Genomic DNA, 18,737 nt, shown 5'->3' with positions numbered 1-18,737 from the left:
CTATTGCTTCGGGCTAGTATCGCCTCATGTCCGGTTTTCATAAGAGGTGGCGTGATGGCTGATTTATCTGATGGCAATGCCAACACTATTGAAAGTGGGCTGGTGTGTCTTATCACGCTGGCGCGTTACCATGGTGTTGCCGTCTCTGCCGAGCAGTTGCAGCACGATCATGCAGCAGCGGGTGAGCGTTTCTCTACCTGCACACTACTTCGGGCATTTCAGCAACTTGGCCTCAAGGCCAGACACCGCAGCGTCGATCCGGCCCGGCTGCAGCAGACGCCCTTGCCCGCTATTGCAGTGGATACGCGTGGTGAATACTTCATCATCGCGCGCGTGGAGGGCGAGAAGGTTCTGGTGCAGGACCCCCATTCCCGCGCGCCGCAAGCGCTGACCTTCGCGGAACTGGTGGTGCGCTGGTCGGGAGAACTCATTCTGGTTCGCTCCGATGCCCAGTTGCCCCTCGGGCTGTCACGCTTCGACTTTACCTGGTTCATTCCTGCCCTGGTGAAGTACAGGCGGCTATTTGGCGAAGTGCTCGTGGTTTCCCTGGTCATTCAGATACTGGCTTTGCTGACGCCTTTGTTCTTTCAGGTGGTAATGGACAAAGTCCTGGTGCATCGCGGTTTGACCACGCTGGATGTTATCGCCTTGGGTTTATTGGTCGTCGTTCTGTTTGAAACATTGCTGAGTGGGTTGCGTACCTATGTGGCAGCTCATACAGCGTCAAGAATCGATGTCGAACTGGGTGCAAAACTGTTCAGGCATTTGATCGATCTTCCCACCGCCTATTTTCACGCCAGGCGAGTCGGTGACTCGGTTGCCCGAGTGCGAGAACTGGAGAACATCAGAAGTTTCCTGACCAACAACAGCATCACGCTAGTGCTGGATGTGCTGTTCTCGGTGGTCTTCATCGCTGTCATGTTCCTCTATAGCGGATGGTTGACGCTGGTCGTCGTTGGCTCGCTGCCTTTCTATTTTCTCGTATCCTTGGTCGTTACTCCGCTACTGCGGGCGTTGATTGATCAAAGCTTCCAGCGCGGCGCCGAGAACCAGGCCTTTCTGGTCGAGGCGGTCAACGGCATCGACACACTGAAGTCGATGGCCGTGGAACCTCAGGTGACCCGGCGCTGGAATGATCAGTTGGCCGCTTATGTATCTGCCAGTTTCAAGACCCAGAACCTTTCCAGTATCGCCAATGAAAGCGTCGGCCTGATCGGCAAGCTGGTCACGGTAGCCACCTTGTGGCTGGGGGCCCGGCTGGTCATCGAAGGCGCACTCACGGTGGGCGAGCTGATCGCCTTCAACATGCTCGCAGGGCGCGTGTCGCAGCCCATCATCCGCCTGGCCCAACTCTGGACCAGCTTCCAGCAGACAGGGGTATCGATTCAACGCCTGGGTGACATTCTCAACACCCGTACCGAGGTCAACCAAGGCAAGGGCACGGTGCTGCCCACACTTGTCGGGCAGATCGAGCTCGATCGTGTGTGTTTTCGCTATCGGCCGGACGGGGGCGAAGTCGTGCGCGACGTCAGCCTGAAGATCGCCGCCGGAGAAGTGATAGGCATTGTAGGTCGCTCGGGGTCAGGCAAGAGCACGCTGACACGCTTGATTCAGCGGCTGTACTCACCCGAGCGGGGGCGGGTACTGCTCGACGGTGCTGACCTGGCGGTAGCCGATGTGGCGTCACTGCGTCGGCAGATCGGTGTGGTGTTGCAGGACAACGTGCTTTTCCGGCGCACCGTGCGCGAGAACATTGCCCTCGGCAACCCAGCGGCACCGCTTGAAGAAGTGATCGCCGCAGCGACGCTGGCGGGTGCTCACGAGTTCATCCTCGAATTACCGGATGGCTACGAAACCCTGATTGGTGAGCACGGCGCCAGCCTGTCGGGTGGGCAGCGACAGCGCATAGCCATCGCCCGAGCGCTGTTCGGCAACCCACGCATCCTCATTTTCGACGAAGCCACCAGTGCGCTGGACTATGAGTCCGAACGGATCATCCAGCAGAACATGGCGCGGATTTGCGCGCAGCGCACGGTCATCATCATTGCCCATCGGCTCTCGGCAGTACGCCATGCCGACCGCATCGTGGTCATGGAGCGTGGGCAGATCATCGAGCAAGGGACTCATGATGAGCTGCTGGGTTATCCACAGGGCACCTATGCCTACCTGCATCAACTGCAGCTCGGGGCCGCCGTATGAGTGTGGCGTTCAAGGACCTTGCCGAGCGCTACCGGGATGCGTGGATAACGGCATGGCGAAAGCGCCGGAGCATGGACGGCCCCGTACGTGAGCCCGACGAACTGGCCTTTTTACCTGCGGCACTGTCCTTGCAGGAAACGCCAGTGCATCCCTTGCCGCGCTACCTGCAGTGGAGCCTGCTGATGTTCATCGGGCTGGCGCTCGCCTGGGCTTGCATCGGTGAGATCGATGTCATCGCCAGTGCCGAAGGCAAGATCGTGCCCAGTGGCAGGAGCAAGTTGATACAGGCCAGCGAGGTCGCGGTGGTGCAGTCGATCCACGTCGTCGATGGCCAGCCGGTGCGCAAAGGCGATGTGCTGGTCGAGCTGGAAGGGCAGTTGACCGAGGCTGACATCAAGCGCCTGGGCAGCGAACTGCTGGCTGCACAGATCGACCAGGCCCGCGCCAGCACACTGCTGAGTGCGCTGGACGGCGATGTGGCACCTGCCTCCCTGGCACCATTGATACCGCAGGCCACGGCCGCGCAGCAGGCAGGCGCGCAGCGCTGGCTGGAGGGGCAATACCTGGAGTTGCAGGCCACGCTGGAACAGGCCGATGCCGAAATCGGTCAACGCGCTGCCGAAATCCGTTCCGCCCAGGGCCGGGCTGACGCGCTCCGGCAACTGTTGGTGATCACCCGCCAACTGACGGCGGATTACAAGCTGTTGTTCAGCGAATCGGCCGTGGCCAAGCACACCTACCTGGAAAAGGAGCAGGCCCGCCTGGAGCAGGAACGCGAACTGGCACTCCAGCGCTCGCGCATCGACGAACTGAACGCTGCACGGCTTGCTGCTCAGCACCGCCGCAGCGGTGCCATTGCCCAACTGCGCAGAGCCATGCTCGATCTTCACGGTGAGGCGCAACGGCGCATTGCAACCCTTGAGCAGGAGTTGAACAAGGCCGAGCAGCGGCATCGCCTCAAGGTACTGACATCCCCCGTTGACGGCACCGTCCAGCAGTTGGCGATCCATACACAGGGCGGGGTGGTTACACCCGCGCAGACACTGATGGTCATTGTGCCGACGGGCGAGCCGGTGGAAGTGGAAGTGAAAGTCGAGAACAAAGATATCGGCTTTGTATATCCCGGGCAGCCAGTGGAAGTGAAAGTTGAGACGTTCACGTTTACCCAGTACGGGGTTGTCCCGGGGGTGGTGGAGAGTATTTCTGACGATGCCATTGAAGATGAGAAGCGAGGGTTGGTTTATAGCGCTCGAGTCCGCCTGGGTAAGGAAATAATGCGTGTAGGAAAACAGGATGTTCCGTTGACGGCGGGTATGTCAGTGCGTGCGGAGGTTATTACGGATAAGCGCAAGGTTATAAGTTATTTTCTAAGACCTTTGCGGCGACATGTGCAGGAAAGTTTAACGGAGCGCTAAGTGATTACTTGTGAGGGCGATAACAGATGGGCGCGAATCAGCTACGAGAAAAAAACGGCTGGAGAATGCTGTACGAAATTATATGGAATGCACTGAGGGTTAGCGCCGCCGTCGCGTTGTGTCTTCCCGCGAGCTGTGTTGCTTTAGTAGTGGCGACTGTTGCTTTAAGCGAGAAATCGAAGCCGGTAGCACCCCCTGCACCAAAAGTATGTGGTGTGGTGTCCGGTGTTATGTATGAGTTTTCAAGCGAATATGTTCCTTTCTGGCCGGAATATGAGGATGAAGGAAGTTATAAGAGAGGGGCTGGCGGCGTTGATAGAGGGTGTGAATCAAATTTATATTCTTTAAGTCTGGCCATGAACTGGCCTGAGTTAACGCCGGGAAACTATTTCTCAGAGACGTTTAGTGGAATCGTAGTGACGATTGAACCATGGCCCGCCGGTGAGAGGGGACTGCGCGAAACCTTTGATTTTTTCATTTCCGAGGCAACTCATAAGCAGCGAGAGGCCAAGGTGTTTGATAGACAATTAGGTTTGAATCGAGTGGAAGGTGTTGATAGCGTTTTCCCCAATTCACCACGGATGATTTTCTGGTCTGAAAGAAATGGGTACATGGAGCAAATTGGAAGGTGTAGTTGGAGTAAGTATAGGTCTAAATACCATCGCTGTCATTTTAGATATTTGCTGGAGGACAGTAAAGCTATTGTAAAGATTGATTTTGGATGGGACGAATTGAGCGAGTGGGGTGAGATAGCATCGCGTGTAAAAATCTTCTTGGCTTCTAATGGTATACAAGGATAATTTTTATGATGAAATTAAGCCATTCTGATATCGAGCTTGCAAGCGAGTTGTTAACAAAAGAAGGTCCGTCGGCGATGTATGATAAATTAGCCGAAAAAGGTGATAAATATGCGGTGCTCGCAAATGGTGTGGCTCGGGGGAACAGCATTGCAGGTGTGGCGGCGATAAACTACATGAAAGGCGTAGCCGCAGAAGCGGGTATGCCAATGCGCGATGAAGATGTTGAAGCCATCCGTTTTAATATGGCTAAGGAATATCTGAATGCGTTAAAGGCGCATGCGGTGGATGGTTTTGTTTCAGGGCCAATACCTCAAGCTGCTATAGCGAATTTCCATAAGCAAGTATTTGAAGGTTCCGGATATCCTGAAAGCGCTTGGACCCTTTATCCCATATTTTTAGGATTGCCAGAAGAAAGTAAACAGATATATTGGGGACTGGTTTTGTCCTCTGCGGGGGATCCCGCGAAGGAGCTAGAGCTGGCAGGGCGTACCCATGCTTTTATGAGCCAAAAAAGTGTGTTGGGTTCAAAAGAGGTAATTGGAGCTGCTAGAAAGTGGTTTCATCATATCGAAGCACCCACGGGATGGTTCGATCTTGCGTCAACTACTTTCGACAAACTGGTTGATTTTTTCATACATCAAGATACTGGTTTAGGTGGAGGTGCATCAGACGCCTCAATCAAAATCGAAATCACCCCCACAACCGAATCCCGCCGCGACCTCCAAGGCCAGGACGATATCCGCAATGACGTCTCCAACGGCTACGTCGATCGTCGCCTGACCCACAGTATCGCATTCACCGACAGCACCCTCGACAACACCGACTTCACCTCCGCTCAGTTGGGCAGTTTGGCCACCGGTGGTGTTCGCCCTGGCGAGCTGCAGATCGACCCCAACGTGCGACCCAATCAGCATCTGGCTCAGTTCTATCGTGATGGCAATGAACAACCGGATTTCAGCCTGCGCAATGCCGTGGTACTCAACGGGTTGGCAGCAATGACCACGGTGAACACGTTTGTCGACCCGCTCTTGCTCGACCTCAGCGGCAAGGGCGTTGGTCTGACGGGTATCGAGGAAGGCGTACTGTTCGATATCGATAACAGTGGTTCACTGCGCCGCACCGGCTGGGCAGACCGGCTGACCGGCATGCTGGTGCATGACAACGGTACCGGCCAGGTGAGCAACGTCAGCCAGCTGTTCTCCGAATACTACGGCGGCAAGGCAGGCAGCGACGGCAGCTCTGGTGAAACACCGTTCAAGGATGGCTTCGCCGCCCTGGCAAGTGTCGACGCCAACGCCGATGGCGTCATCAACGTTGAAGACGCCATCTGGGCGCAATTGAAGGTGTGGGTCGATGGCAACCATGACGGGCGTGCCGATGCCGGTGAGCTGAGGGCATTGCAGGAGCATGGCATTAGCCAGATCAGGCTCGGCCAGGTCGAGCCGGTAGGAGAGGTGCGTCAGGGTAACGAGGTCATTTCCCGAGGCGCTTTCACTGTTAATGGTGAGGACCGGGAAGTACTGGCGGTGAGGTTTCTCGCCGATACCGTCGGTAATCGGATCGAGGCCCAGGAGGGTGGCACTCTACTGACTTCGTCAAGCGGGCCCACTTCCCGAAGGGCCTACATCAGCCAGAGTGCTCAAGGCAGCACGCTGGACGCCGCAGCGCTCGGCGTACAGACGCTGTACGGCAGCGCGGGCGATGATGTCTTGACCGCGGCCCCAGGGGGCAGTTGGCTGGTTGGTGGCGGTGGCAGCAACACCTATCACGGCGGGGCGGGCGACGATGTATTCGTGATCAGTGCCAGCGACGATTGGGCGAACATGCAGGGCAATGGTGGGCGCGACACGGCACTGATCGTGGGGGAGCATGGCGTTGGGCTGAACATGGCCAAGGCCGGGCTGACAATTGCGCAAGGCGGGCGGGGTAAGGACATCATCGCCAGCGGCGGTCAACGCGGAGTTTTCATAAAGGGCGGCTCGGGCGACAGCTTGCTGATTGGCGGTGGCGGCAACGATGTGCTGGTTGGCGGTACGGGCCGTAACGACATCATTGGCGGTACCGGCAAGTCGGTGATCTATGCGGGCCCCAAGGGGGATCGCATTCAGGCCTCGGCGGGCGGAAGTATCATTTACGCCGGTGGTGGCGCTGATCGGATTACGGGCGGTGCTGCCGATGACGTGATCGAGGCCGGACGCGGCGATGCCACGATTGACGGAGGCGCGGGCACCAACCTGGTCAGTTTGCATGGTGCTCACGACGAGTACCTGATCACACGTACCGAATCGGGCCACCTGATCACCGACACCGTGGCGGGACGAGATGGCCGTCTGAGCTTGAGCAACATCCAGAAACTCAGCTTCGCCGACATTGCTGCCATCGATCTTCTCGGCGGGGGCGCCATGCCAATCGGCGACAGGCTCTCGCCTGAGCAACTGGCTACATTCGCCACCACTGACACGGCGCTGATAGTCCCTGCAACGGCGCTGCTGGGCAATGACCAGCCACTTGGCAGCAGCGGGCCATTGCGCATCGCCTCAGTCAGCGCTGGCAAGGGTGCAACAGTGCGGCTGAATGAGCAGGGTGATGTGGAGGTCACGCCGTTGCCAGGCCATGACGGTGATGTCAGTTTCCGCTACGACTTGGTCGATGCTGCCGGCAATGCGTCCATGAGTGTGACCGAAGTGGGCAGTGCTGCATCAGCACCCTTGCGGGCAACGGTAACGTTGCGCCATGAACAATCCCCCGCTGACCCGCTGTCGGGGCGGCAGTGGTACCTGGACGAGATCAATGTCGCGCCGGTATGGCGTGACTTCACGGGCAAGGGGGTGAGGATAGGGCAGTTCGAGCCGGGTGGGGAGTTTGCCGTGGCACCGGAAATCTTCGACATCGGGCACCCCGATCTCAAGCCGAATATCGATCCTATCTGGCTACAAACTCAACGCACTAATGGCACGCTGCCCGCTCTGGCGTCCAATCACGCCACTCAAGTGGCTGGGGTCATGGTTGGCGCGCGCAATGATCAAGGAGGGATCGGCATCGCATATGAGGCGAAGATCGGCGGGCACTACCTGGCCAACAAAGGCGATGACCTGACCAATCTGGGGCAAATGGTCAACTACGACATAGCCAACAACAGTTGGGGTTTCAAAACGGACTTCGGACTCACAAATGTTCCAGAAGGAAAAGTCGATACTGCTCTGGCGCTGGCATTCAGCACTACGCTTGCCGCCACCAACGGCCGTGGCGGGCTAGGCACCATCGTCGTCGCCTCTGGTGGCAACCAGCGCCATAAAGGCGGTAATGCACAGGGCTCGCTGACCAACAACAACCGCCACGCCATTGAAGTGGCGGCCATCAACGCAAAGGCAGACCTCTCGGTACTGCAAGCTGCCACGGCACCCTTTTCCAATCCAGGCTCCAGCTTGCTGGTCGCTGCACCGGGGAGCCATGTTTTATCCAGTGGCGTCAGCCTTGAAGCGGAGCGCGGTGCGTCGGTCGGCAGCGCCTACAGCACGACTCAGGGCACCAGTTTCGCCGCGCCGATCGTCTCAGGCGTGGTGGCGTTGATGTTGCAGGCCAACCCGGGGTTGGGTTACCGGGATGTTCAGCAGATCCTCGCACTGTCTGCGCGCAAAGTGGATGACGCATCAACCCAATGGGCTTACAACGCAGGGCGCAATTGGAATGGCGGTGGCATGCACGCCAGCCACGACTATGGCTTTGGCATGATCGACGCCCGCGCCGCGGTGCGCCTTGCCGAGTCCTGGGGGAGCCGGGCGACCAAGGCCAATGAACGGCTGCTGACAGCCAGCAGTGAACCAGTGGCTCAACAGGTTGCGGCGGGACAGGTTGCGACTTTGTCTTTGACCCTGCCGGCTGATTTGCTGGTGGAGCATGTGGAGGTCGATGTCCACTCGATGGTCGGCCGCCTTGGCGACATGACGCTCACGCTGGTGTCGCCTGGCGGCACGCGCAGCGTACTGCTCGATCGCACAGGCAAGGCGCCGGGCTCGGGTGATGACGATCTGGGCGATTCGCGTTCAGGGGCGTTCAAATATGGGTTCATGTCGACCCATCATCGCGCAGAGCGCTCGGCTGGGGAGTGGAAACTCGAGGTGCGTAATGCTGTTGCTGGCTTACCGTTAACGCTTGATCGCTGGACGCTGCGCCTCGTCGGCAGCCCCGGCACCACCGATGATGTCTATTACTTCACCGACGACTACGCGAACCTGGTGGCAGAAAACCCAGGGCGCGCGAAGCTTGACGATGCCATCAGCGGCACCGCTGGCGGGCGCAATACGTTGAACGCGGCTGCAGTAAGTCGCAGTATCTCGGTGGATCTGGCCAGCGGCAGCGCCAGTATTGCCGGTGCGGCGCTCACCATAACCTCTGGCTCGGTGCAAAACCTTATCAGTGGTGATGGCGACGATACCTTGATCGCCGGGCCCGCCGGGGCATTACTGGATGGTGGCCGTGGGTACAATCTCCTCAAGGGGGGTGAGGGTACCGACCGCTTTGTCATCCACAGGCGTGCAGGCGGTAACGATGTACTCAAGCAGTTCGAGACTTCGCGTGAGGTGATCGACCTGGTCGGCTTTGGTGGTTCAGGGTTTGCTGACTTGCAGATGCAACAGGACGGCAATTCGACTGTGCTCGACCTTGGCAGTGGGCAGAAGCTGACGATTGCGGACACTACGATTGCTGAACTGCGGTCAGCGAACTTCCGTTTCCTTGACGCTTTCACCGCTGCACCAGGTTATTTCGAGGGCAGCCCTGAAGAGCAGACGACCCCGCCTGTCAACGCAAATGTTCTGCTTACCGGTGGTGCAGGTGGCGTGTCGCTTGCCAGTGACGCATCCGGGCAGTTGGTGGCTTCGTTGGCAGGCACGATATATTCCCCGCCGACGGTTGCGCCCAGCGTGTTTCTGGTGACAAAACAAGAAGGTGTGAGCGATTACAAGAACACCCTTCGGGGGTTCCGACACGGTATCGACAAGATTGACCTGACCCAGGTAGGCATCAGTCGCTTCGAGGATCTGCACGTCAGCAAAGTCCAGCGCTTCAAACTCAATGACTTTGCGCAGATCCACGGTGTAGCCGTTGATACTCAGGCAGTGCCGGGGCAGGAAGGTATTGTGAAGATGCTGTACCTGGATGCGCTCGAAGTTGCGCAGGTGACAGCGGAGGACTTTATCTTTGCGCAGCCGGCAATGGTCACATCTGAAGCGGTTGCCGTGCCAGAAATTTCCGCCCTTTCAGCAGGGTCATCGCTGTTTGCTGTCGAGCACTCGCTACCGAGCCTGGGGAATCTTGTTGACGCAATGGCTGCGTTCGCCCCTGAACCTGCGGGGCCTGCGCTAATTGGTGATATGTCGGTTCAACGCATCGACTCGACGATTGCCGTAGCCGCCTAGGCGTTGTCGTTCAGGGCTGGAGTGATTTTGGAGGCCTATCGCCAGCGAGCCAGCTCCCACAGGTGCATCATGCCTTCAGGCCTGGCACCGTGTGGGAGCGGGCAAGCCCGCGAAGAGTCCAGCCCCTATCTCAAGGCCTGCGCTCGAAGTTCTTGGCCGCTGCTGCCGCCAGGTCCGGTGGCAGGAAGTCCTTGTCCGGGTTGTAGTCAGGTTTCAGGTAGCGCTTCAGGTCCTGCAGGTCTTGCGGGCTCAGGGTGCCGGCTGCCTGCTTCAGGCTCAGGTTGTCGAGAATGTAGTCGTAACGGCTATTGTTGTAGTCGCGCACCGAGGTGTACAGCTGGCGCTGGGCATCAAGCACGTCGACGATGTTGCGGGTACCGACCTGGTAGCCGATTTCGGTGGCTTCCAGCGCGCTCTGGTTGGAAATGATCGACTGCTTGCGCGCCTGTACCTGTTCCACATCGGTGTTCACTGCGCGGTGCAGGTTGCGGGTGTTTTCCACGACCTGGCGGCGCAGGCTTTCACGCTGTTGCTCGCTCTGGCTCAGGCGCTGGTAAGCCTCGCGTACCTGCGAGCTGGTCAGGCCGCCGCTGTAGATCGGGATATTCAGTTGCAGGCCAACGCTGGTCTGCTCGACGTCGCCGCTGTAGCGCACCCCCAGTTGCGATGGGTTGGTAAAGCCGAGGCTGTCGTTATCACCCTTCTGGTACTTGGCCACGGCGTCCAGGGTCGGGGCATGCCCGGCCTTGCGCTGACGCAGGGTCTCTTCTGCGGCAGAAACCGCGTAGTTGGTGGCCAGCAGGTTGAGGTTCTGGCGCCCGGCGGTTTCGACCCAGGCTTTGGCATCGTTGGGCGTTGGCACTTGTACCGGCAGGCTATGCACTACGCCCTGGATAGAGGTGTACTCACGGTTGGTCAGGGTCACCAGGGCCTCGAAGGCATCCTGCACCTGGCGTTCGGCGATGATCCGGTTAGCGCGTGCAGTGTCATAACTGGCTTGGGATTGCAGCACGTCGGTCTTGTCCGAAAGGCCCACGTCGAAACGCTCGTTGGACTGATCCAGCTGGCGCTTGAAGGCCGCTTCCTCTGCCTTGGTGGCGGCCAGGTTGTCCTGGGCGCGGAGGACGGCGAAGTAGTTTTGCGCGGTTTGCAGGATCAGGTTTTGCTCGGTCGCCGACAGCTCCAGTGCTGCCTGTTCGTTGACGGCTTCGGCGGCTTGCAACTGGAACCAGCGATCAGCGCGGAAGATCGGCTGAGCCAAGGTCGCGCTCCAGGAGTTGCCGCTGCGATTGGACGTCATGGACGGCTCGTCCAGCTTGGTGCGGGTGTTCATCATCTCGGCACCGGCCGACAGGTTTGGCAGCAACCCGGCGCGGGCCTGCGGCACCACTTCGCGGCGCGCCCCGTAATCGGCGCGTGCGGCAGCCAGGTCGGCGTTGTTGTCCACTGCCTCCTGGTAGACGCTGACCAGATCGGTCTTGACTGTCGAGGGCACGTCCGCTGCCCAGACCACTCCGTTGGACGCACAAGACACGGCTATCGCCAGTGAGAGTTTGCGCAGCATAGAGGCAATCCTTGTACGAAATTTAATTACTGAACTGTTGAGTATCGAGCGATGGGCCAGTGTAGTGCCATGCGCACCCGGCAACAATCGCTCGGTGTGCCTTTCATCATCCGCGCATTTACCTGCTTGGCTTTGCTGACCACTCCAGTCTAGACTGCGCATGTTCTTGTCGGGGTGCCTTGAAGCAAAGGCTGAGATCGCAGAGGTGCGGATCCCGTTGAACCTGATCAGGTTAGCGCCTGCGTAGGGAACAAGATTGCTCGCCTTCCCGGGGAGCCTCTTGTGCCAGGTCCGGGATTGTCACAGCTGCTACAGCTTCAGGCACCCCCATGTCCGGCACTGCACCCAAAGAGGGTGCGTCCGCGCGTTTCAGGTTCACCCCGACATTCCACTGCTAGGAAGCCGTCAGGAGAGCCTGTGATGACCAAACAAGAAAAAGCGATCAACCTCAGCGAATCGGCACAAGTCGATCAGCAGTCCGTGCAACCCTTCCCGCGTTCGCGCAAGGTGTATGTCGAAGGCTCGCGCCCGGACATCCGCGTCCCCATGCGTGAAATCAGCCTGGATGACACCCCGACCGATTTCGGCGGCGAGTCCAACGCCCCGGTGCTGGTGTATGACACGTCTGGCCCGTACACCGACCCCGACGTGATCATCGACGTGCGCAAAGGCCTGGCCGATGTGCGTTCGGCGTGGATCGAAGCCCGCGGTGACACCGAGCGCCTGGAAGGCCTGAGCTCCGACTTCGGTCAGCAGCGCCTGAACGATGCAGAGCTGGCCAAGCTGCGTTTCGCCCATGTGCGCAACCCGCGCCGGGCCAAGGCCGGCGCCAACGTCTCGCAGATGCACTATGCCCGTCAGGGCATCATCACCGCCGAGATGGAATACGTGGCCATCCGCGAAAACATGAAGTTACAGGAGGCCCGCGCCGCCGGCCTGCTGAATGAGCAACATGCCGGCCACAGCTTCGGTGCCAACATCCCGAAAGAAATCACCCCTGAATTCGTCCGCCAGGAAATCGCCCGTGGCCGCGCGATCATTCCGGCCAACATCAACCACCCGGAAGTAGAGCCGATGATCATCGGCCGTAACTTCCTGGTGAAGATCAACGGCAACATCGGCAACAGCGCCCTGGGTTCCTCGATCGAGGAAGAGGTGGCCAAGCTGACCTGGGGCATCCGCTGGGGCTCGGACACGGTCATGGACTTGTCCACCGGCAAGCACATCCACGAAACCCGCGAGTGGATCATTCGCAACTCGCCGGTACCGATCGGTACCGTGCCGATCTACCAGGCCCTGGAAAAGGTCAACGGTGTGGCAGAGGACCTGACCTGGGAACTGTTCCGCGACACCCTGATCGAGCAGGCCGAACAGGGCGTGGACTACTTCACCATTCACGCCGGTGTGCTGCTGCGCTATGTACCCCTGACCGCCAAGCGCGTCACCGGCATCGTCAGCCGTGGTGGCTCGATCATGGCCAAGTGGTGCCTGGCGCACCACAAGGAAAACTTCCTGTACACCCACTTCGACGAAATCTGCGAAATCATGAAGGCCTACGACGTCAGCTTCTCGCTGGGCGACGGCCTGCGCCCTGGCTCGATTGCCGACGCCAACGACGCGGCGCAATTCGGTGAGCTGGAAACCCTCGGCGAGCTGACCAAGATTGCCTGGAAGCACGACGTGCAATGCATGATCGAAGGCCCCGGCCACGTGCCGATGCAATTGATCAAAGAGAACATGGACAAGCAGCTGGAGTGCTGCGACGAGGCGCCGTTCTACACCCTCGGCCCACTGACCACCGATATCGCGCCGGGTTACGACCACATCACCTCGGGCATTGGTGCGGCGATGATCGGCTGGTTCGGTTGCGCCATGCTCTGCTACGTAACGCCGAAGGAGCACCTGGGCCTGCCGAACAAGGACGACGTCAAGACCGGCATCATCACCTACAAGATCGCCGCGCATGCCGCCGACCTTGCCAAGGGCCACCCGGGTGCACAGATCCGCGACAACGCCTTGTCCAAGGCGCGTTTCGAGTTCCGTTGGGAAGACCAGTTCAACCTGGGCCTCGACCCGGACACCGCCCGTGCTTTCCATGACGAGACTCTGCCGAAGGAATCGGCCAAGGTCGCGCACTTCTGCTCGATGTGCGGGCCGAAGTTCTGCTCGATGAAGATCACCCAGGAAGTGCGTGAGTACGCTGCCAAGATCGAGGCCGTGGATGTGACGGTCGAGCAAGGCATGCGTGAGCAGGCCGAGCGGTTCCGCCAGGAAGGCAGCCAGCTGTACCACAAAGTGTAAGCACGCTGGGGCCGCTTTGCGGCCCTTTCGCGACGCAAGGCCGCTCCCACAAGGACCGCGCAAGCCTCGAAGCCTGCGTGGCTTTTGTGGGAGCGGCCTTGCGTCGCGATACGAGGACGAAGTCCTCGCCAGGAACACCAACAATATTGCCGGCGAGCGCCAACCATGACATCACCCAGCCAGTTCTCTCCCGACCATCCAATCCCCATCCAGCAGCGCATTTTCGGTGCTCGCGACCTGTTTTCACTGTGGTTTTCCCTCGGCATCGGCCTGATGGTGCTGCAGGTCGGCGCCATGCTGGCGCCAGGCCTGGGCCTTGCTGGCGCCGTGCTGGCCATCGCCCTGGGCACCGGTGTCGGTGTGCTGTTGCTGGGTGCGGCGGGGGTTATCGGCAGCGACACCGGCCTGTCCGCCATGGGCACCCTGAAACTCAGCCTGGGCAGCCATGGCGCGCGCTTGCCGGCGCTGCTCAACTTGCTGCAACTGGTGGGTTGGGGCGCTTTCGAGATTATCGTCATGCGCGATGCTGCCAGCTTGCTGGGTGCGCGAGCGTTCGGTGAGGAAAGTGCCTGGAACAGCCCCATGCTCTGGACGCTGTGCTTCGGTGCCCTGGCCACCCTGCTGGCTGTCAGCGGGCCACTGGCCTTCGTGCGCAAGGTGCTGCGCGCCTGGGGCATCTGGTTGTTGCTGGGCGCTTGCCTGTGGCTGACCTGGAACCTGTTCGCCAAGGCCGACCTGGCCGAACTGTGGAACCGTGCCGGGGATGGTTCGATGTCGCTGGCGGTTGGCTTCGATATCGTCATCGCCATGCCGCTGTCCTGGCTGCCGCTGATCGCTGACTACTCGCGCTTTGCCCGCAATGGCAAGCATGTGTTCGGCGGCACGGTCGTTGGCTACTTCATTGGCAACACCTGGCTGATGAGCCTGGGCGTGGCCTACACGCTGGCGTTCGCCGCCAGTGGCGAAGTCAATGCGCTGTTGCTGGCCCTGGCGGGCGCCGGTATGGGGATCCCGCTGCTGCTAATTCTGCTGGACGAGTCGGAAAAGGCCTTCGCCGACATCCACTCGGCGGCGGTTTCCACCGGTGTGCTTATACCGCTGAAGGTCGAGCACCTGGCGTTGGCCATCGGCGTGTTGTGCACCCTGATCGCCCTGTTGGCGCCACTGGCACAGTACGAAAACTTCCTGTTGCTGATCGGTTCGGTGTTCGCGCCGCTGTTCGGCGTGGTGCTGATGGACCACTACGTGGTCCGTCGACGCCGTCTGCCAGCGCAGGTCAATGGCTTGCACTGGCAGGCGTTGGTGGCCTGGTTTGCCGGGGCGGTGGCCTATCACCTGATTGCCGCCAAGGCGCCGGAACTGGGCGCGACCCTGCCAGCATTGCTGCTGGCAGGTGTGCTGCATGGGTTACTGAGCCTCAGCCGCGGCCGGGAAACAGTTCAGGCTTGAGTACGCCATTCAGGCGCGGGTAGGGGATCTTCAGTTCCACGTGGCCCATGGAGTAGGGCGCGATGGCATAGACCTCGTACTTGACCACTACCGCGCCGTACGTCAGAGCGACGTGCGGCGATTTCTTGAATGGCCAGGTCTTGACGAACTCGGCATCCTTGTCCATGCCCACGCTCATCAGCCAGGCGCGGTGCGATTCTTCGACGGTTTTCCAGAAGGTGTCTTCCTGGCCGGGCACCAGCATGTCCTGCAGGGTCAGCACCTTGTCCAGCTTGCGTGAATAGTTGATGAAGCCGCGGCCGGGCATGCCGTGGGCGCCACCGCTGTCCAGGTAGCTGGACAACTCGATGATCACCAACCCGTCATGCTGTTCGCGTACCTTGGCTTGCAAGTAGCTGCTGTTACGTTTGTCGGCACTGGCCAGATATTGCTGTTCGTAGGCCTGCAGGGTGGCTGGTGCGGTGCCATGCTGATTGTCTTCGGTCAGTTGCAGCAGGCGTTTTTCGACGATGCCGTCGAGCTTGGGCAGGGCTGGGAAGTGGATCATGTCGATGTTCACCAGCGGGCAGTCGCTCTCGCTGCAGCCGGGTTTGACATGCTCCCAGGCGTCGCGCTTGACCTCGAGCGGGGCCCGGTAGTTGGGCGTGAACAGGCTCTGGCAGGCGCCCAGAGCGAGTGCCAGCACGGCCACGGAAGTCAGTTTGACAAGTGTCATGATGATCCTTGCAGAACAGGGAAAAGTCGGCCTTTGACCGTCTGCGCGGCCTTCAGTTCGCCACTAAGCTAACAGAGTGAAGGGCTGCTGTCCCGAGTGCGCCAGCGGTTGCTGGAAAGGGATGAAACCAACAGGCGTGCGGAGTAGGATGGCGCGAAGCAGTATTCGAGGTAATGAGGATTTCCATGTCAGACGCGTTGAACGCTGTGCCCAAGGGCTTCGAAATCATCGAGCGGGCCAATTGCTTCCAGGGCTTTTACAAGCTCGACAAGTTACGCCTGCGTCACGAGCTATTTGCCGGTGGCATGGGGCGCGAGATCAGTCGCGAGCTGTTTGTGCGCCACGATGCGGTATGCGTGCTGCCTTACGACCCTGCGCGCGATGAAGTGGTGCTGATCGAACAGTTCCGCGTGGGCGCACTGGACAAGGTCGCCAACCCTTGGCTGATCGAGATGGTTGCCGGGCTGATCGACAAAGACGAGCAGCCCGAGGAAGTCGCCCATCGCGAGGCCGAAGAAGAAGCAGGCCTGACGTTCAGCGCCCTGTGGCCGATGACCCGCTACTTCCCGTCGCCAGGTGGCAGTGACGAATACGTTCACCTGTTCCTCGGCCGTTGCAGCAGCGAGGGCGCGGGAGGGCTGCATGGCCTGGAAGAGGAGGGCGAAGACATTCGCGTACGCGTGTGGTCGTTCGAGGATGCCCTGCAGGCGGTGCGCGACGGGCGCATCTGCAACGCGGCAACCATTATTGGCCTGCAATGGCTTGCGCTGAACCGTGACGAAGTAAGAGGTATGTGGAAGTGAACCTGCTGCGCGAGCGCTATCGAGTCGACCTGGTCGGGCTGCAGGCAGCCTGCGAGGCCAACTACGCCCGGCTGATGCGCTTGCTGCCCGACATGCGCACCACCCAAAGCTCGCGCCGCATCGGCATGACCCAGGGTGATCAGATGCTCGGCGTGCTGGTGCTCGACGTGGTGCTGGCCTGCCCGTACACCACCACCCTGCATGTGCGCCAGGAACACAGTCTGCCGTGGTTGCCAGTCCCGCACCTGGAAGTGCAGGTGTATCACGATGCGCGCATGGCCGAAGTGGTCAGTGCCGAACACACCCGGCGCCTGCGCAGCATCTATCCGTATCCAAACGACGCCATGCACCAGCCGGACGAAAAGGCCCAGCTCAACCTGTTCCTGGGTGAGTGGCTCAGTCACTGCCTGGCCTGCGGCCACGAATTGGCAAGTGTTCGCTGAATTGTGACGTGAGTCGGTTGCGGGTGTTTGCTCGTCACCGTCGCCCAGCCATAATTCCCGCTGAATCCATTCGAGGAGATGGCCGTTGTTGCCGCCAGACCAATCCCGTCCTGTGCACGTGGTGCAACTGACCGATGCCCACCTGTTCGCCGACCCGGCTGGCAGCATGCTGGGCCTCAATACCCGCGACAGCCTGCGCCACGTGGTGGCCCAGGTGCGACGCGAGCAGCCACTTGTCGACTTGCTGCTGTGCACGGGCGACCTGTCCCAGGATGCCAGCGTGGCATCCTATGAAGCGTTTCGTGAGCTGACCGCACCGTTTGCCGTACCCACCCGCTGGTTGCCGGGCAACCATGACGAGGCTCAGGTGATGGCGCAGGTGGCGCCGGAGCTGGTGCAGGCGGTGACCGATATTGGCGCATGGCGGGTGGTCATGCTCAACACCGCCGTGCACGGTGCTACCCACGGGTTTCTGCAAGATGACCAGCTGGCCGTGCTGGAAGCCGCCTTGAAAGAGGCTGGTGAGCGGCATTGCCTGGTGTGCTTCCACCATCAGCCAGTGGACATCGGCTGCGCCTGGATCGCGCCGATCGGCTTGCGCAATGCCCAGGCGCTGTTCGATATCGTTGAGGGATATCCACAGGTACGGGCTTTGCTATGGGGGCATGTGCACCAGGAATGGGATGAGGTCCGAGAGGGGCGGCGCCTGCTGGCCACACCGTCGACCTGTATTCAGTTCGCGGCGCGCAGCGAGGGCTTCCAGGTGAGCGAAGAGCATCCGGGGTACCGCTGGTTGCGCCTGCATGCCGATGGGCGGCTGGAGACCGGGGTGGAGCGGGCGGTGGATTTCGAGGTGCAGCTCGACTTCGACAGCCCAGGGTATTGAGCAGGCCACGTCAGCCTGCCGGAAAATTATTGCGAAATCCGTGGCACTGCGTCAAAACCCGGCGAACGCGCTACACTGCGCGTCCCTGCGCCCGCATTATCAGGCGCGAAGCCACAGATTCCGGGGGCAGCATGTCGGGTTCCATCCTCTATATCCATGGCTTCAACAGCTCACCGCTTTCGACCAAGGCGCGTCAGCTGGAGGCAGTCATGCAGCAGCTCGGCCTGGCCGACCAGTTGCGAGTGCCGGCCCTGCACCACCACCCACGGCAAGCCATGGCCCAGCTCGAAGCGGCCATCGCCGAACTGGGTGCGCCACTGCTGGTGGGCAGTTCGCTCGGCGGCTACTATGCCACCCATCTGGCCGAGCGCCATGGCCTCAAGGCCCTTCTGGTCAACCCGGCGGTAACCCCACACAAGCATTTCGACGGTTACCTGGGCACCCAGCGCAATCATTACAGTGGTGAAACCTGGGAGCTGACCCACGATCATGTGCAGGCCCTGGCCGAACTGGAAGTCGCGGCCCCGGCCGATGCCGACCGCTATCAAGTGTGGCTGCAGACCGCCGATGAAACCCTGGACTACCGACACGCCGAGCGCTATTACCGTGCTTGTGCACTGCGTATCCAGGCCGGTGGCGACCACAGCTTCCAGGGCTTCGCCGAGCGCATGCCGGCACTGCTGGCCTTCGCCGGCATTGCCCGTGGGCAGTATGCGGCGCTCGATTTTTCTGTATTTTGACTTTT

Annotated in this window: 12 protein-coding genes and 1 riboswitch; of the genes, 10 read left to right on the top strand and 2 right to left on the bottom strand. The window is 60.1% G+C overall.

All coding sequences use genetic code 11. The features are described from left to right. Positions 1 to 54 precede the first annotated feature (54 nt). From GST84_23955 to GST84_23940, 4 genes are all read left to right on the top strand, one after another. A complete protein-coding gene (locus GST84_23955; protein ID XGB15227.1) occupies positions 55 to 2,199 on the top strand; it encodes a type I secretion system permease/ATPase in 2,145 nt (714 codons plus the stop codon). Beyond that, a complete protein-coding gene (locus tag GST84_23950) occupies positions 2,196 to 3,614 on the top strand; it encodes an HlyD family type I secretion periplasmic adaptor subunit (protein ID XGB15226.1) in 1,419 nt (472 codons plus the stop codon). Before GST84_23955 ends, GST84_23950 begins: the two co-directional genes overlap by 4 nt. A 26-nt stretch (positions 3,615 to 3,640) precedes the next feature. Further along, positions 3,641 to 4,414 (top strand): hypothetical protein, encoded by a 774-nt coding sequence (locus tag GST84_23945; GenBank protein ID XGB15225.1) that lies wholly within the window; start codon positions 3,641 to 3,643, stop codon positions 4,412 to 4,414. A 500-nt stretch (positions 4,415 to 4,914) separates the two neighbouring features. Then, entirely contained in the window at positions 4,915 to 9,831 is a 4,917-nt protein-coding gene (locus GST84_23940) for a S8 family serine peptidase (GenBank protein ID XGB15830.1), read from the top strand. Positions 9,832 to 9,961: 130 nt separating this feature from the next. Here GST84_23940 and GST84_23935 read toward each other — a convergent pair whose 3' ends face one another. Beyond that, entirely contained in the window at positions 9,962 to 11,395 is a 1,434-nt protein-coding gene (locus GST84_23935; GenBank protein XGB15224.1) for a TolC family outer membrane protein, read from the bottom strand. 160 nt (positions 11,396 to 11,555) lie between these two features. Next, a riboswitch (TPP riboswitch) is annotated at positions 11,556 to 11,662 on the top strand. A 153-nt stretch (positions 11,663 to 11,815) separates the two neighbouring features. Between GST84_23935 and thiC the strand changes: the two genes are divergently transcribed. Further along, on the top strand, positions 11,816 to 13,696 hold the full coding sequence (gene thiC / locus GST84_23930) for a phosphomethylpyrimidine synthase ThiC (GenBank protein ID XGB15223.1): 1,881 nt from the start codon (positions 11,816 to 11,818) through the stop codon (positions 13,694 to 13,696). A gap of 165 nt (positions 13,697 to 13,861) precedes the next feature. After that, on the top strand, positions 13,862 to 15,145 hold the full coding sequence (gene cytX, locus GST84_23925) for a putative hydroxymethylpyrimidine transporter CytX (protein ID XGB15222.1): 1,284 nt from the start codon (positions 13,862 to 13,864) through the stop codon (positions 15,143 to 15,145). Here the strand turns inward: cytX and GST84_23920 are convergent. Continuing rightward, the gene (locus GST84_23920; protein XGB15221.1) at positions 15,114 to 15,860 is read right to left on the bottom strand and encodes a DUF3298 domain-containing protein; all 747 of its coding nucleotides are present in this window, start codon (positions 15,858 to 15,860) and stop codon (positions 15,114 to 15,116) included. The two genes, cytX and GST84_23920, sit on opposite strands and share 32 nt — an antisense overlap. A gap of 185 nt (positions 15,861 to 16,045) precedes the next feature. Between GST84_23920 and GST84_23915 the strand changes: the two genes are divergently transcribed. The 4 genes from GST84_23915 (at position 16,046) to GST84_23900 (ending at position 18,732) form a co-directional block, all read left to right on the top strand. Next, positions 16,046 to 16,663: an NUDIX domain-containing protein gene (locus tag GST84_23915; protein ID XGB15220.1), complete on the top strand. Its 618-nt coding sequence runs from the start codon at positions 16,046 to 16,048 to the stop codon at positions 16,661 to 16,663. Then, positions 16,654 to 17,106, top strand: a complete 453-nt coding sequence (locus GST84_23910) for a DUF1249 domain-containing protein (GenBank protein XGB15219.1) — start codon at positions 16,654 to 16,656, stop codon at positions 17,104 to 17,106. The genes GST84_23915 and GST84_23910 overlap by 10 nt, the downstream gene beginning before the upstream one ends. A gap of 85 nt (positions 17,107 to 17,191) precedes the next feature. Beyond that, entirely contained in the window at positions 17,192 to 17,992 is an 801-nt protein-coding gene (cpdA, locus tag GST84_23905; GenBank protein XGB15218.1) for a 3',5'-cyclic-AMP phosphodiesterase, read from the top strand. A gap of 131 nt (positions 17,993 to 18,123) precedes the next feature. Next, positions 18,124 to 18,732, top strand: a complete 609-nt coding sequence (locus tag GST84_23900) for an esterase (GenBank protein XGB15217.1) — start codon at positions 18,124 to 18,126, stop codon at positions 18,730 to 18,732. Positions 18,733 to 18,737: the final 5 nt, after the last annotated feature.

Origin of the sequence: Pseudomonas putida (assembly GCA_041879295.1) — a bacterium.
Taxonomy (GTDB): Bacteria; Pseudomonadota; Gammaproteobacteria; order Pseudomonadales; family Pseudomonadaceae; genus Aquipseudomonas; species Aquipseudomonas putida_Y.
Note: the sequence above shows the minus strand (reverse complement) of the source record. Positions and strands in the feature narration are given on the sequence as shown.